The sequence below is a fragment of the Cellulosimicrobium cellulans genome, assembly GCF_007679345.1.
Classification (GTDB): Bacteria; Actinomycetota; Actinomycetes; order Actinomycetales; family Cellulomonadaceae; genus Cellulomonas; species Cellulomonas cellulans_A.
On sequence record NZ_VEGH01000015.1, the window covers coordinates 93,764 to 107,715 of the forward strand.

14 protein-coding genes and 1 pseudogene are annotated in these 13,952 nt (G+C 74.8%); 11 read left to right on the top strand and 4 right to left on the bottom strand.

Annotated features, from left to right (window positions below; all coding sequences use genetic code 11):
- Window positions 1-20: 20 nt before the first annotated feature.
- From FS882_RS17720 to FS882_RS17730, 3 genes are all read left to right on the top strand, one after another.
- Window positions 21-839, top strand: a complete 819-nt coding sequence (locus tag FS882_RS17720; protein WP_316043654.1) for a trimeric intracellular cation channel family protein — start codon at window positions 21-23, stop codon at window positions 837-839.
- A 39-nt stretch (window positions 840-878) separates the two neighbouring features.
- Window positions 879-1,748, top strand: a complete 870-nt coding sequence (locus tag FS882_RS17725; RefSeq protein ID WP_262348392.1) for an inositol monophosphatase family protein — start codon at window positions 879-881, stop codon at window positions 1,746-1,748.
- Window positions 1,749-1,877: 129 nt separating this feature from the next.
- Window positions 1,878-2,177 (top strand): DUF4193 domain-containing protein, encoded by a 300-nt coding sequence (locus FS882_RS17730; RefSeq protein WP_146835284.1) that lies wholly within the window; start codon window positions 1,878-1,880, stop codon window positions 2,175-2,177.
- A gap of 111 nt (window positions 2,178-2,288) precedes the next feature.
- On the opposite strand, the gene FS882_RS17735 is transcribed toward FS882_RS17730, so the two are convergent.
- The gene (locus FS882_RS17735; protein WP_187365354.1) at window positions 2,289-2,771 is read right to left on the bottom strand and encodes a DUF3093 domain-containing protein; all 483 of its coding nucleotides are present in this window, start codon (window positions 2,769-2,771) and stop codon (window positions 2,289-2,291) included.
- Between the two features lie 40 nt (window positions 2,772-2,811).
- Between FS882_RS17735 and dut the strand changes: the two are divergent.
- The 4 genes and pseudogenes from dut to FS882_RS17755 form a co-directional block, all read left to right on the top strand.
- A pseudogene (dut, locus tag FS882_RS21685) lies at window positions 2,812-3,291 on the top strand (dUTP diphosphatase); the annotation flags it as partial.
- A gap of 185 nt (window positions 3,292-3,476) precedes the next feature.
- Window positions 3,477-4,265 (top strand): DUF3710 domain-containing protein, encoded by a 789-nt coding sequence (locus FS882_RS17745; RefSeq protein ID WP_158375061.1) that lies wholly within the window; start codon window positions 3,477-3,479, stop codon window positions 4,263-4,265.
- Between the two features lie 10 nt (window positions 4,266-4,275).
- Window positions 4,276-4,644 (top strand): OB-fold nucleic acid binding domain-containing protein, encoded by a 369-nt coding sequence (locus FS882_RS17750; RefSeq protein ID WP_154730065.1) that lies wholly within the window; start codon window positions 4,276-4,278, stop codon window positions 4,642-4,644.
- Between the two features lie 31 nt (window positions 4,645-4,675).
- The gene (locus tag FS882_RS17755; RefSeq protein WP_262348393.1) at window positions 4,676-5,413 is read left to right on the top strand and encodes a DUF3159 domain-containing protein; all 738 of its coding nucleotides are present in this window, start codon (window positions 4,676-4,678) and stop codon (window positions 5,411-5,413) included.
- Here FS882_RS17755 and FS882_RS17760 read toward each other — a convergent pair.
- The gene (locus FS882_RS17760) at window positions 5,322-6,020 is read right to left on the bottom strand and encodes a potassium channel family protein (protein ID WP_158375063.1); all 699 of its coding nucleotides are present in this window, start codon (window positions 6,018-6,020) and stop codon (window positions 5,322-5,324) included. The genes FS882_RS17755 and FS882_RS17760 overlap by 92 nt on opposite strands.
- Window positions 6,017-6,667, bottom strand: coding sequence for a potassium channel family protein (locus tag FS882_RS17765; RefSeq protein WP_158375091.1), 651 nt, complete (start codon window positions 6,665-6,667; stop codon window positions 6,017-6,019). Before FS882_RS17765 ends, FS882_RS17760 begins: the two co-directional genes overlap by 4 nt.
- A gap of 115 nt (window positions 6,668-6,782) precedes the next feature.
- On the opposite strand from FS882_RS17765, the gene FS882_RS17770 reads away from it, so the two are divergent.
- The 4 genes from FS882_RS17770 to FS882_RS17785 all read left to right on the top strand — a co-directional run bounded on the left by FS882_RS17770 (window position 6,783) and on the right by FS882_RS17785 (window position 13,447).
- On the top strand, window positions 6,783-8,786 hold the full coding sequence (locus FS882_RS17770) for an APC family permease (RefSeq protein ID WP_158375065.1): 2,004 nt from the start codon (window positions 6,783-6,785) through the stop codon (window positions 8,784-8,786).
- Window positions 8,776-10,068 (top strand): class I SAM-dependent RNA methyltransferase, encoded by a 1,293-nt coding sequence (locus tag FS882_RS17775; RefSeq protein ID WP_158375067.1) that lies wholly within the window; start codon window positions 8,776-8,778, stop codon window positions 10,066-10,068. The genes FS882_RS17770 and FS882_RS17775 overlap by 11 nt, the downstream gene beginning before the upstream one ends.
- Before the next feature lie 133 nt (window positions 10,069-10,201).
- On the top strand, window positions 10,202-10,387 hold the full coding sequence (locus FS882_RS17780) for a translation initiation factor 2 (RefSeq protein WP_147796487.1): 186 nt from the start codon (window positions 10,202-10,204) through the stop codon (window positions 10,385-10,387).
- A gap of 228 nt (window positions 10,388-10,615) precedes the next feature.
- Entirely contained in the window at window positions 10,616-13,447 is a 2,832-nt protein-coding gene (locus tag FS882_RS17785; protein WP_262348394.1) for an aconitate hydratase, read from the top strand.
- A 304-nt stretch (window positions 13,448-13,751) separates the two neighbouring features.
- Here FS882_RS17785 and FS882_RS21430 read toward each other — a convergent pair.
- Window positions 13,752-13,952 (bottom strand): hypothetical protein (locus tag FS882_RS21430; protein ID WP_222848255.1); only part of this gene is annotated, 201 nt, incomplete at its 5' end.

Consider the following 13,952-nt stretch of genomic DNA (forward strand, 5'->3'; position numbering starts at 1 on the left):
CGGCTGCCATGATCTCCCCTGTGCACGTCGACCTCCCCCTGCAGCCCGTGCTCGAGCTCCTGGGCGTGTTCGTCGGCGCGCTGTCCGGCGGCCTCGCCGCGGTGCGCAAGGGGTTCGACATCTTCGGCATCGTCGTGCTGGCCTGGGTGGCCGGCCTCGGCGGCGGCATCCTGCGCGACGTCCTGATCGGCGCGATCCCGCCCGTCGGCATCGCGCAGTGGCAGTTCGTCGCGACCGCGTGTGCCGCGGGGCTCGTGACGTGGGCCGCGCACCCGGGCCTGCACCGGCTGCGCCGGCTCGTGCTCGTGCTCGACGCCGGGGCGCTGGCGCTGTTCACCGTCGTCGGGACCATCAAGGCGCTCGAGTACGGCGTGGGCGCCACCGCGGCGGTGTTCGCCGGGATCGTCACCGGCGTCGGCGGCGGGGTGCTGCGCGACCTGCTCACCGGCGAGGTGCCCGCCGTGCTGCACCAGCGGCAGCTCTACGCGATCCCGTCCCTCCTGGGCGCGCTGGTGCTCGCGGTGCTGTGGCGGGAGGAGGCGCTGTCCGAGGGCACCGTGGTCGCCGCGGTCGTGGGCGTGCTCGGCGTCCGGCTCGTGGCCCTGCGCTTCGGGTGGCAGGCGCCCGGGCCCTGGGACCGCACGGCCGCGCGGGCCCGCCTCGGCCGCGTGGGCGGCGTCGGCCGGGGCGGGCGCACCGGGCGCGTCGCGCGCGAGCAGCCCGCGCCCCTGCTGCGGTGGGTGGACCGGCTGCGCCGGGACCGCGCGGCGCGCCGGGACGGCTCGGCGCGCCGGGACGGCGCCGGGCGCGGGGACGGCGGGCTCCCCGGCGCCGGCTGAGGCGCCCACGGCGGGCGCCGCTCCGGCAGGATGGGCCGCGTGACGAGCGCACCCGAGCCCACCCCCACCCCCGCCCCCGCCCCGCTGCCGGACCCCGCCGAGGTCCGCGCCCTCACCGATCTCGCCGAGCGCCTCGCGCGCTCCGCGGGCGACCTGATCCGGACGACGAGCCCCGAGCGGGTGCAGGTCGCCGCGACCAAGTCCAGCGACGTCGACCCGGTCACCGCGATGGACCTCGCGTCCGAGACCCACCTGCGCGCGCTGCTGGCCGAGCACCGGCCGCACGACGGGGTCCTGGGGGAGGAGCACGGCCTCGAGCCGGGGACGAGCGGCCTCACCTGGGTGCTGGACCCGATCGACGGCACCGTGAACTACCTGTACGGCGTCCCCGCGTTCGCGGTGTCCGTGGGCGTCGTCGCCGGCGACCCGGACCCCGGGCGGTGGACGCCGGTCGCCGGCTGCGTGCACGCGGTCGCCGACGGCCGGACCTACACCGCCGGACGCGGGCAGGGCGCGTTCCGCGACGGCCACCGCCTCGAGGTCAACCCGGCCCGCCCGCTCGCCACGTCCCTGATCGGCACCGGCTTCGGCTACCGCGCGGAGCGCCGTCGGGCGCAGGGGCGCGTCCTCGCCGCGCTGCTGCCGCGGGTGCGGGACATCCGGCGCATCGGCTCGGCCGCCCTGGACCTGTGCCGGGTGGCGGAGGGCTCGCTCGACGCGCACTACGAGCGCGGCCTCAACCCGTGGGACCTCGCTGCCGGCCAGATCATCGCGATCGAGGCGGGTGCGCAGGTCAGCGGCCTGCGGGGCCGGCCGGCCGGGATCGAGATGTCCGTCGTCGGGCCCGCGGCGACGGTGCACGAGCTGGCCGCGCTGCTCGCCGACCTGGGCGCCGACGCGGACGACTGAGCCCGGTGTGCACGGCGCTCCGAAATGAGGCACAATCCGGGGCGCCCGACCGGGAACAAACAGCGACCCCCGTTCGCTTGATCCCGCGTACGCCGATCCCGACCACCAGACGGAGCGTGACCACACCACATGGCAACCGACTACGACGCCCCGCGCAAGACCGAGGAGGACCTCAGCGAGGACTCGCTGCAGGAGCTCCAGGCCCGGCGCTCCGACAAGAACTCGGGCGTGGTGGACGAGGACGAGACCGAAGCGGCCGAGGGGTTCGAGCTCCCGGGCGCGGACCTGTCGGGCGAGGAGCTCTCGGTCCGGGTGCTGCCGCGTCAGGCCGACGAGTTCACCTGCTCGAAGTGCTTCCTGGTCCACCACCGCAGCCAGCTCGCCTACGAGAAGGACGGCATGCCCGTCTGCTCGGAGTGCGCGGCCTGAGCTGCCGTCCGGGCGCGCCGTCCGCGTGACGGGCGTGGCGCGCCCCACCCAGCCGTCGCGACGCCGGCCGGACCCCCGTGGTCCGGCCGGCGTCGTCGTCCCCGGGCCCGCTCAGGCGCCCGGTGCCGTCCCGGGGCCCCGGTCGTCCCCGCCGCCGAGCGCGGCCACCAGGTCCGCCGGTCGCCGGGTCGACACCACCCAGTACGGCGTCGGGTCGGCCGGGTCGTCGAGCTCGACCCGCACGGCGGTCCGCACCCAGCCGCGCAGGCACACGTGCGCGCGCGCGTCCAGGCCCGGGCCGAGCTCGTGCCGGGTCTCGTCGGCGTCCAGCGCGCGCGGCGCCCGGAGCAGGGCGACCGGGACGTGCGCGTCCCCCGCGTGCAGCTCGCCGTCCGCCACCTGCACGCGCGTAGCGAGCCGCGCCGCCGCCAGCCCGGCCGCGACCAGGCCGAGGACCGTGCCGACCGCGGCCGCCGCCGGCGAGAGCGGCAGCAGCACGATGCCGAGCATCGCGGCCAGGGCGGGCACGGCGACCCAGCCGGCGGGGGAGGGCCAGAGGCGCTCGGCGAAGGCGGGGGCGGTCGTCGTCTGCACGGCCCCAGCATCCCACCTGCGGCGGGTAGGGTCGGGGCCCGTGACGGACGACGCGCCCGCCCCCGTGGCCCACGAGACCCTGACCATCGGCCTGCGCCGCCTCGACGACGGCGTCCCGCTCCCGGCGTACGCGCACCCCGGAGACGCCGGCGCGGACCTGGTGACCCGGGTGGACGCGACGATCGAGCCCGGCGAGCGGGTCACCGTGCCGACCGGCATCGCGATCGCGCTGCCCGAGGGGTACGCGGCCTTCGTGCACCCGCGGTCGGGCCTTGCCGCGCGGCACGGTCTGACGATCGTCAACGCCCCGGGCACGGTGGACGCCGGCTACCGCGGCGAGATCGCCGTCACCCTGCTCAACACCGACGCGCGCGAGCCGGTGGTGCTGCACCGCGGCGACCGGGTGGCCCAGCTGGTCATCCAGCGCGTCGAGCGCGCGCTGTTCGTCGAGGCGGACGAGCTGCCGGACTCGGTCCGGGGGACCGGCGGGTTCGGGTCCAGCGGGGGCTGGCGCGCGGCCGGCGGTCCCGCGGCCGCCCCCGGGGCACCCACCGACGCCGCCGGCGCGGCCACCGAGGCCGGTGCCGCGCCCACCGCTGCGCCCGCGGCGGACACGCAGGCGGCCCGCTAGGTGGTCCGTCCGGCGCGGACTATCGTGGAGACGACAGCGCCCGCGACGCGGGCGACCCGGAGAGGGGACTGAGGGTGGCGCTATTCCGGCGCGGTGCGAAGGACCGCACCGCCCAGGACCAGACCGCGGCCGGCGTCGACGCAGCCGAGGAGGCCGCCGACCCGGCGACCACCGCGGGGGACGCACCCGGCGACGCGGTGCAGGACGCGACCCCGGAGGACCCGGCCCCGGCCGTCGTCGACCGGTCCGCCGGCCCCTGGGACTCGGGTGAGGAGATCCCGCCCGGCCCGCGCGTGGACCTGGGCGCCCTGCGGCTGCCCGGCGTGCACGGCATGGAGCTGCGCATGGAGATCGACAAGAAGTCCGGCACCGTGACGGCCGTCGGCGTGACGATCGACGGCTCGACCCTGCAGATGCAGGCGTTCGCGGCGCCCCGCACCGAGGGCATCTGGGACGAGATCCGCGAGGAGATCGGCGAGTCCGTGCGCAAGCAGGGCGGCGCCGTCGACGACGTGCCCGGCCCGTTCGGCCGCGAGCTGCTCGCCCGCCTGCCCGTCCGCACCCCCGAGGGCCGCACCGGGCACCGGCCCGCGCGGTTCGTCGGCGTCGACGGCCCCCGCTGGTTCCTGCGCGGGGTCATCACCGGCCGCGCGGCCGTGGACGAGGACGCCGCGGGCACCCTCGAGGACCTGTTCCGCCGGACCGTCGTCGTGCGCGGCACCGAGGCGCGCGCCCCGCGCGACCTGCTCGCGCTCACGCTGCCCCACCAGGCCGACGGCACGCCGGCCCAGCCCGCCGCCACCCAGGCCGCCCCCACGTTCGACCCGCTGAAGCGCGGGCCGGAGATCACGGAGATCCGCTGACATGTCGCCGCTGTCGCTGCGCGAGGGCCTGCGCCGGGCCGTCGCCTCGCAGGAGGAGATCGAGGCGTCCGAGGAGCGGGAGGACGCGGTCCGCGCCACGGGCTGCACGCCCGTCGACCAGACCCCGGACCGGCACCGGGCCAAGGTCTCCGGCGTGATCCGCTCCGTCGTGCTGCGCCCGCGCCAGGGCGTGCCGGCGCTGGAGGCCGACCTGTACGACGGCAGCGGCAACCTGGTGCTGGTCTGGCTGGGCCGCCGCGAGATCGCGGGCATCGAGCCCGGCCGCCGGCTCAAGGTCGAGGGCCTGGTGTGCACCCGCGAGGGCCGGCGGTCCATGTTCAACCCCCGCTACGAGCTGCGGCCGCGTCCGGGTGAGTGAGCCGACGCCGGCCGGCGGCCAGGAGCCGCCGGTGACGCCGGACCCCGCCGTGACCCCGGCCGCCGCCCCGGAGGACGCCGTGCCCGCGCGCGGCATGCGCGCCATCGAGGCGGACAGCTTCTCCCTCGCCGAGTCCGTCGGCGGCGTCCGCGGCGCCGTCGAGTCGGTGCTGCCCGGCCTGCTGTTCGTGGTCGTCTTCGTGGCGTCCGGCCAGCAGCTGCGGCCCGCCCTCGTCGCGTCGGTCGCCGCGGCCGTGCTCGCCGTGGTCGCCCGGCTGGTCCAGCGCAGCCCGCTGACCCAGGCGCTGTCCGGCGTGCTCGGCGTCGGCATCGGCGTGGTGTGGGCGTGGCGGACCGGCGACGCCAGCGACTACTTCGCCTGGGGCTTGCTGACCAACGTCGCCTACCTGCTGGCGTTCGTCGTGTCGGTCCTGGTCCGCTGGCCGCTGGTCGGCGTGGTCCTGGGCCTGTTCCGCGGCGACGGCCCGATGTCCGAGTCCGGCTCGTGGGCCGGTGCCCTCGCGTGGCGCCGCGAGCCGGCGCTGCTGCGTCGGTACTCCCTGGTGACCTGGCTGTGGGCCGGCATGTTCGCGGCGCGGCTCGTCGTGCAGGTGCCGCTCTACTACGCCGACGAGGTCGCCTGGCTCGGCACCGCGAAGCTCGTGATGGGCGTGCCGCTCACGGCGCTGGTGCTGTGGGCGAGCTGGATCCTGGTACGCGGCTCGACAGCAGCGCGGCCAGGTCCTGCTCCGGCGCGTCCCGCCCGGTGACGAACAGCAGCTCGTCGCCGCCCTCCAGGGTGTCGTCGCCGGACGGCTGGAACGGGCGGTCGTCGCGCACGATCGCGGCGAGCACGGTGTCGGCCGGCCAGTCGATCTGACCGACCAGCGACCCGGCGAGCGGCGAGCCCTCCGGGAGCGTCAGCTCGAGGATGTCCGCGCCGGACTGGTGGAACGTGAAGATCCGCACCAGGTCGCCGACGGAGACGGCCTCCTCGATCATCGCGGTCATGATCCGCGGGGTGGAGACCGCGACGTCCACGCCCCACGCCTCGTCGAACATCCACTCGTTCTTCGGGTTGTTCACCCGGGCGACCGTGCGCGGCACGCCGTACTCGGTCTTGGCGAGCAGCGAGATGACCAGGTTGGCCTTGTCGTCGCCGGTGGCGGCCACGACCACGTCGCACTCGTCCGTGCGCGCCTGGGTCAGCGTCGGCAGCTCGCACGCGTCGGCCAGCAGCCAGTCCGCGTCGGCCACCTGCGCGACGCGCATGGCGGAGGGCTGGCGGTCGATGAGCGTGACCTCGTGCCCGTTGGCGAGCAGCTCGCGCGCGATCGAGCGGCCGACCGAGCCGGCGCCCGCGATGACGACCCTCACGCCTGGACCTCCGGGGCCGCGGTGACGACGCGTTCGACGGCGGACTGCTCGTCGGCGCGGAGCAGCAGGTGCACGATGTCGCTCTCCTGGAGGACGGTGTTCGCGTCGGGCAGCAGCCCGTCGCCGTAGCGGGTGAGGTACGCGACGCGGGCCCCGGTGGCCTCCTCGAGCAGGCGCAGCGGCTTGCCGACCCACCCGGCGTGCACGTCGACCTCGGACAGGCTGATCTTCCCCGACGCGTCGGTGAACTGGCTCGTGGCGCCCATGGGCAGCAGCCGGCGCAGCACCTGGTCGGCGGTCCACCGCACGGTCGCGACCGTCGGGATGCCGAGGCGCTGGTAGATCTCCGCGCGGTGCGGGTCGTAGATCCGGGCGACCACGTTCTCGACGCCGAACGTCTCGCGCACCACGCGCGCGGCGAGGATGTTGGAGTTGTCGCCGTCCGACACGGCGGCGAAGCCGAACGCGTCGTCGATCCCCGCCTGGCGCAGCGTGTCGCGGTCGAAGCCGAGCCCCGTGACCTTGCTGCCGGCGAACTCGGGGTCGAGCCGGCGGAACGAGTCCGGGTTCTGGTCGATCACCGCGACGGAGTGCCCGTGGGCCTCCAGCGACTGGGCGAGCGTGGCGCCGGCGCGGCCGCAGCCCATGATGACGAAGTGCACAACGCGGAACGCTATACCCCGCGCGGACCGCCGGGCACGCCGGTGGTCCCGGGCGGGGTCCGGTGCCGGATCGGCCGCGGTGCGCCTAGCATGGTCGCTCGTGCCGGATCTCGCGGATGCCGCCAAACGCTTGCTGCTGGGCCGACCGGTCCGCAGCGAGAACCTGGGGCACACCCTCCTCCCGAAGCGGATCGCCCTGCCGATCTTCGCGTCGGACGCCCTGTCCTCCGTCGCCTACGCCCCGGACGAGGTGCTGCTGACGCTCGCGCTCGCCGGCGTGAGCGCCACCGTCATCTCCCCGTGGGTCGGCCTGGCCGTCGTCGTCGTGATGATCACCGTCATCGCGTCGTACCGGCAGAACGTGCACGCGTACCCCTCCGGCGGCGGCGACTACGAGGTCGCCACCGTCAACCTGGGGCCGAAGGCGGGCGTCACGGTCGCCAGCGCGCTGCTGGTCGACTACGTGCTCACGGTCGCGGTGTCGGTGTCGTCGGGTGCGCAGTACGCGGCGTCCGCGATCCCGGCGCTGCGCGGGCACGAGGCGCTGTTCGCCGTGGTCATCGTCGTGCTGCTCACGCTCGCGAACCTGCGCGGCGTCCGGGAGTCCGGCAACGCGTTCGCGATCCCGGTGTACCTCTACATGCTCGCCGTGGGCAGCACCGCGATCTTCGGCTTCGTGCAGTACCTCACCGGGGACCTGCAGCCCGCCGCGTCGAGCGCGCTCACCATCGTCCCGGCCGACGGGTTCGACCAGGGCCTGATGGGCGCCGCGGGCGCGTTCCTCGTGCTGCGGGCGTTCGCGTCCGGGTCCGCCGCGCTCACCGGCGTCGAGGCGATCAGCAACGGCGTGCCGTCGTTCCGCAAGCCCAAGTCGAAGAACGCCGCGACCACCCTGCTGATGCTCGGCGGGCTGTCGGTGTTCCTCATCATGTCGATCCTCACGCTCGCGCGGCTCACCGGCGTGCACTACGTCGAGGACCCGTCGACCCAGCTCCTGGACAACGGGGTGCCGGTCGGCGAGGAGTACGTGCAGGACCCGGTCATCGGACAGCTCGCGCAGACGATCTTCCACTCGTTCCCGCCGGCGTTCTACCTGGTCTCGGTCGTCACCGGCCTCATCCTGATCCTCGCCGCGAACACGGCGTTCAACGGGTTCCCGGTGCTCGGCTCGATCCTCGCGAAGGACGGCTACCTGCCGCGCCAGCTGCACACCCGCGGCGACCGGCTCGCGTTCTCCAACGGCATCATCGCCCTGGCCGCCGGCGCGATCGCGCTCATCCTGGCGTTCGACGCCCAGGTCACCCGGCTGATCCAGCTGTACATCGTGGGCGTCTTCGTGTCGTTCACGCTGTCCCAGCTCGGCATGATCAAGCACTGGACCCGCGAGCTGCGCACCCAGCCCGATCCCGAGCGCCGCCGGCAGATGCTCCGGTCCCGGGTCATCAACGCCATCGGCTTCGGCATGACCGCGACCGTGCTGGTCATCGTGCTGATCACCAAGTTCACGCACGGCGCGTGGATCGCGATCCTCGCGATGATCATCGTGTTCATCGGCATGCAGGGCATCCGCCGGCACTACGACGCGGTCAAGGCCGAGCTCGCGCTGGGCGCCGACCCCGCCGCCGCGCGCGCCCTGCCCAGCCGGGTGCACGCGCTCGTGCTCGTCTCGCACCTGCACCGGCCCACCATGCGCGCGCTGGCCTACGCCCGGGCGTCCCGGCCGCAGACGATCGAGGCCGTCACCGTCGGCGTCGACCCCGAGGACGCCGCCGCGCTCCGCGAGCAGTGGGAGCAGATGGACCTGCCCGTGCCGCTGCGCATCCTCGACTCGCCGTTCCGCGAGATCACGCGCCCCGTCATCACCTACGTCCGCTCGATCCGGCGGGAGAGCCCGCGGGACCTGGTGGTCGTCTACATCCCCGAGTACGTCGTGGGCCACTGGTGGGAGCAGCTGCTGCACAACCAGAGCGCCCTGCGGCTCAAGGGGCGTCTGCTGTTCACCCCGGGCGTCGTGGTGGCGTCCGTCCCGTGGCAGCTCGCATCGACCGAAGGGCAGACCGGCATGGAGGACCACGTGCGACGGACCATCTCCCGTGGGCTCTGAGGCGCGCGGGCGCGCGGCCGCAGGCGGCGCGCCGGGGGATCTGGTCGAGCTCGAGGTCGGCCCGGTCGCGCACGGCGGCCACTGCGTCGCCCGGCTGCGGGTGCCCGGCGAGGACGGCCCGGGGCGCGTCGTGTTCGTCCGGCACGCCCTCCCCGGCGAGCGGGTCGTCGCGCGGCTGACCGACGCCGGGTCGAAGGCCAGGTTCTGGCGCGCCGACGCCGTCGAGGTGCTCGACGCCTCGCCCGACCGCGTCGAGTCGGCGTGGCCCGAGGCGGGCCCGGGCGGCGTCGGCGGCGGCGAGCTCGCGCACGTCCGGCTCGACGCCCAGCGCGCCTGGAAGTCGGCGGTGCTGTCCGAGCAGCTGCAGCGCCTCGCGCGCGTCGAGCGGTCCGTGCCCGTGCGGGCGCTGCCGGGCGACGACGAGCGCGGCGGCCTCGGCTGGCGGACCCGCGTCGGCTTCCTCGCCGACCGCGAGGGCCGGGCCGGCATGCGCCGGTTCCGCTCGCACGACGTCCTGCCGGTCACGGCGATGCCGCTCATGAGCGACGCCCTCGCCGACCTCGACCTGCTCGGGCGCCGCTGGGCGCCGGGGGCGCGGATCGAGGCGGTGGCCCCCGCCGGCGGCGACGCGCCGGTCGTGCTCGTCGACGACCAGCCGTTCGACCTCCGGCGCGGCAAGGCCGACCCGCGGCCGAACGCCCGGTCCGCCGTGCGCGAGCAGGTGCGGGTGGGGGAGCGCGCGTGGGCCTACCGCGTCGCCGCGGCCGGGTTCTGGCAGGTGCACCGGGAGGCGCCCGCCGCGCTGACCGGCGCCGTGCTCGACGCGCTGGGCGACGTGGACGGCGCGCGGGTGCTCGACCTGTACTCCGGCGCGGGCCTGTTCACGCTGCCGCTGGCCGACGCGGTGGGCGACGCCGGGTCCGTGGTGGCCGTCGAGGGCGACGCCCGCGCGGTGCGGGACGCCCGCCGGAACCTGCACGACCGGCCCCGGGTGGAGCTGCACGCGGGCGACGTGGCGGGCGCGCTCGCCTCCGGGGTCGCGGGCGCCGGCGTCGACGCCGTGGTGCTCGATCCGCCGCGCGTGGGTGCCGGGCGGGACGTCGTGCGGGCGGTCGCCGGCCTGGCGCCGCGCCGCGTCGTCTACGTCGCGTGCGACCCCGCGGCGCTCGCGCGCGACGTGGCGTACCTGGCCGAGGAGGGCTACGCCGTGGCGGACGTCACCGGGTACGACCTGTTCCCGATGACGCACCACGTCGAGGCGGTCGCGGTCCTGGAGCGCTGAGCGCCACGGCGCCCGGCCTGTGCGGATCGTCGCAGGTCGGGACGCCGATGCCCTCGCGCGGGGGCGCCCGTCGGCCTAGCGTGGGGTCCGGGCGCCGCGGCCCGCGGCGCCCGCCCACCGGAAGGAGCCGACGATGACGACACCGCACGAGGGTGACGCCCGCGAGTCCGCCGCCGAGGCGACGCGCCGGGTGGCCGAGGCCAGCCGCCGCGCGACCGCCGAGCTGCACAAGCAGGGCACCCCGGACTACGACCCGCGCCAGCACCAGAAGGCCGTCGAGCGCGAGCGCCGGGCCGCCGAGGGCACGGCCGGGGACTGACGCCGGCCCCGCGCCCGAACCGCCGCGCCCGCGCGGCCCGGCGCGACCACCCCCGAGGTCGGCGCGCCGGGCCGGGCGGGCGCTCGGCGTCGGCGCCCGGCTCGGGGTAGGATGTATCTCGACATCAAGATACTTCGGCGGAACGCGGCCCGGGCCACCGGCCCCGGCGCGGACCGCCCACCCGCGGCCGTCCCCCAGCGGCCGGACTCGCCAACGAAGGAGCCAGAAGTGAGCAGCGTCGACAGCTTCGGGTCGAAGGCCCGGCTGCAGGTCGGGGACGACACCTACGAGATCTTCCGGCTGGACGCGGTCCCCGGGACGGAGAAGCTGCCGTACAGCCTCAAGGTGCTCGCCGAGAACCTGCTGCGGACCGAGGACGGCGCGAACATCACCGCCGACCACGTGCGCGCCCTCGCCGCGTGGGACCCGACCGCCGAGCCGGACACCGAGATCCAGTTCACGCCCGCCCGCGTGATCATGCAGGACTTCACCGGCGTGCCCTGCGTCGTCGACCTCGCCACGATGCGCGAGGCGATGGTCGACCTGGGCGGCGACCCCACCCGGATCAACCCGCTCGCGCCGGCCGAGCTGGTCATCGACCACTCCGTGCAGATCGACGTCTTCGGCCGCGAGGACGCGTTCCGCCGCAACGTCGAGATCGAGTACCAGCGCAACCACGAGCGCTACCAGTTCCTGCGCTGGGGCCAGACCGCGTTCGACGACTTCAAGGTCGTCCCGCCGGGCACCGGCATCGTGCACCAGGTCAACATCGAGTACCTGGCGCGCGGCATCATGACCCGCGAGGTGGACGGCGCGCTGCGCGCGTACCCCGACACCTGCGTCGGCACCGACTCGCACACCACGATGGTCAACGGCCTGGGCGTGCTCGGCTGGGGCGTCGGCGGCATCGAGGCCGAGGCGGCCATGCTCGGCCAGCCCGTCTCCATGCTCATCCCGCGCGTCGTCGGCTTCAAGCTCACCGGCTCGATCCCGTCGGGCGTCACCGCGACCGACGTGGTGCTCACCATCACGCAGCAGCTGCGCCAGCACGGGGTCGTCGGCAAGTTCGTCGAGTTCTACGGCGAGGGCGTCGCCCAGGTGCCGCTCGCGAACCGCGCCACCATCGGCAACATGTCGCCGGAGTTCGGCTCGACCTGCGCGATCTTCCCGATCGACGACGTCACGCTCGACTACCTGCGCCTGACCGGCCGCTCCGAGCAGCAGCTCGCGCTCGTCGAGGCGTACGCCAAGGAGCAGGGCCTCTGGCACGACCCGTCGCGCGAGCCGGCCTACTCCGAGTACCTCGAGCTCGACCTCGGCACCGTCGTCCCGTCGATCGCCGGCCCGAAGCGCCCGCAGGACCGCATCGAGCTGTCCGAGGCCAAGGAGTCGTTCGCGACCTCGATCCTGGACTACGTGGACGCCGACGAGGCGGCCCCGTTCACCGGCGCGGCCCGCGGGTTCACCGGTCTGGACGAGTCGGTCGACGAGACCTTCCCGGCCTCCGACCCGATCGCCGCCGGCGAGCACGCCGACTCCTCGGACGCGCCCGTGCACGTCGCCGGCGGTGACAGCGCGCGCCGCCCGCACAAGCGGGTGCCCGTGACCATGTCCGACGGCACCACCACCGAGCTCGACCACGGCGCCGTCGTGATCGCCTCGATCACCTCGTGCACGAACACGTCGAACCCGTCGGTCATGCTCGCCGCGGCGCTGCTCGCGCGGAAGGCCGTCGAGCGCGGCCTCACCTCGCAGCCGTGGGTCAAGACCTCCATGGCGCCGGGCTCGCAGGTCGTCACCAACTACTACGAGAAGGCCGGCCTCTGGCCCTACCTCGAGAAGCTCGGCTTCCACCTGGTCGGGTACGGCTGCGCCACCTGCATCGGCAACTCGGGCCCGCTGCCCGAGGAGGTCTCGGCGGTCGTCAACGAGCACGACCTGTCCGTCGTGTCGGTGCTCTCCGGCAACCGGAACTTCGAGGGCCGCATCAACCCCGACGTCAAGATGAACTACCTGGCGTCCCCGCCGCTGGTGATCGCGTACGCGCTCGCCGGGACGATGGACTTCGACTTCGACAACCAGCCGCTCGGCACCGACCCCGACGGGAAGCCGGTGTTCCTCGCGGACATCTGGCCCACCCCGGAGGAGGTCCAGGCGACCATCGACGCGAGCATCGACCGCTCGATGTTCGAGGCCGACTACGCCGACGTGTTCGCGGGAGACGAGCGCTGGCGCGCGCTGGACACCCCGGAGGGCGACACGTTCGCCTGGGACGGCGAGTCCACCTACGTGCGCAAGCCCCCGTACTTCGAGGGCATGGCCGCCGAGCCGGCTCCGGTCGTCGACGTGCAGGGCGCGCGGGTGCTCGCCAAGCTCGGGGACTCGGTCACCACCGACCACATCAGCCCCGCGGGGTCGATCAAGGCGGACAGTCCCGCCGGCCGGTACCTGGCCGAGCACGGTGTCGAGCGCCGGGACTTCAACTCCTACGGGTCCCGTCGCGGCAACCACGAGGTGATGATCCGCGGCACGTTCGCGAACATCCGGCTGCGGAACCAGCTCGTGCCGGGCGTCGAGGGCGGCTTCACCGTCAACCACCTCACGGGCGAGCAGACGTCGATCTACGACGCCGCGCAGGCGTACGCCGAGGCCGGCGTGCCGCTCGTCATCCTGGGCGGCAAGGAGTACGGCTCCGGGTCCTCGCGCGACTGGGCGGCCAAGGGCACGGCGCTGCTCGGCGTGCGGGCGGTCATCACCGAGTCGTTCGAGCGGATCCACCGCTCCAACCTCATCGGCATGGGCGTGCTCCCGCTGCAGTTCCCGGCGGGGGAGTCGGCCGACTCGCTCGGCCTGGACGGCACCGAGACGTTCGACATCGCCGGCATCACCGCGCTGAACGACGGGGCGACCCCGCGGACCGTGCGCGTCACGGCCACCAAGGGCGACGGCTCGGTCGTGGAGTTCGACGCGGTCGTCCGCATCGACACCCCCGGCGAGGCGGACTACTACCGCAACGGCGGCATCCTGCAGTACGTGCTCCGGTCGCTCGTCGCGGCCTGATCACCGCGCTCACCGACGCCCCCGTCGGCCCCGGACCGGGCCGGCGGGGGCGTCGTCGCGCGTGGGCCGTCGGCCCGGTCCGCGGTGCGCCGCCGACGTGACGGGGACCACCCCGGCCCGGGTTTGACCGCGCGGGGCTCGCCGCGTAATGTTCTCCGAGCTGCCCGGACGGGAGGCACGGACTTCGAGGCTCGACCCGAAGGCCGGTCCCGCAGGCAGCCACCCCCGGTACGGCCTCCAGGCGCTTCGCTGCGTCCGGTTCGTCGTGCCGGACCGGGACTTCCTGGGAGCAATGTCGTGCGAATCACGCACAAAGCACTCCGGAAAGCCTGGTAGTGTTCTCCAGGTCGAAAGCGGTGAAGAGATTCACCGAAAACGACCGCCAGAACATCTGGTAGGGTTTCGGAACGTCGGAGCCGCTCGGAAGGGCGGTGAAGACAGGAAAGAAGCTCTGGTAGGGTTCAGGAACGCGAGGAAACGCCGGAAGGCGCGGGAACGCGGGCCA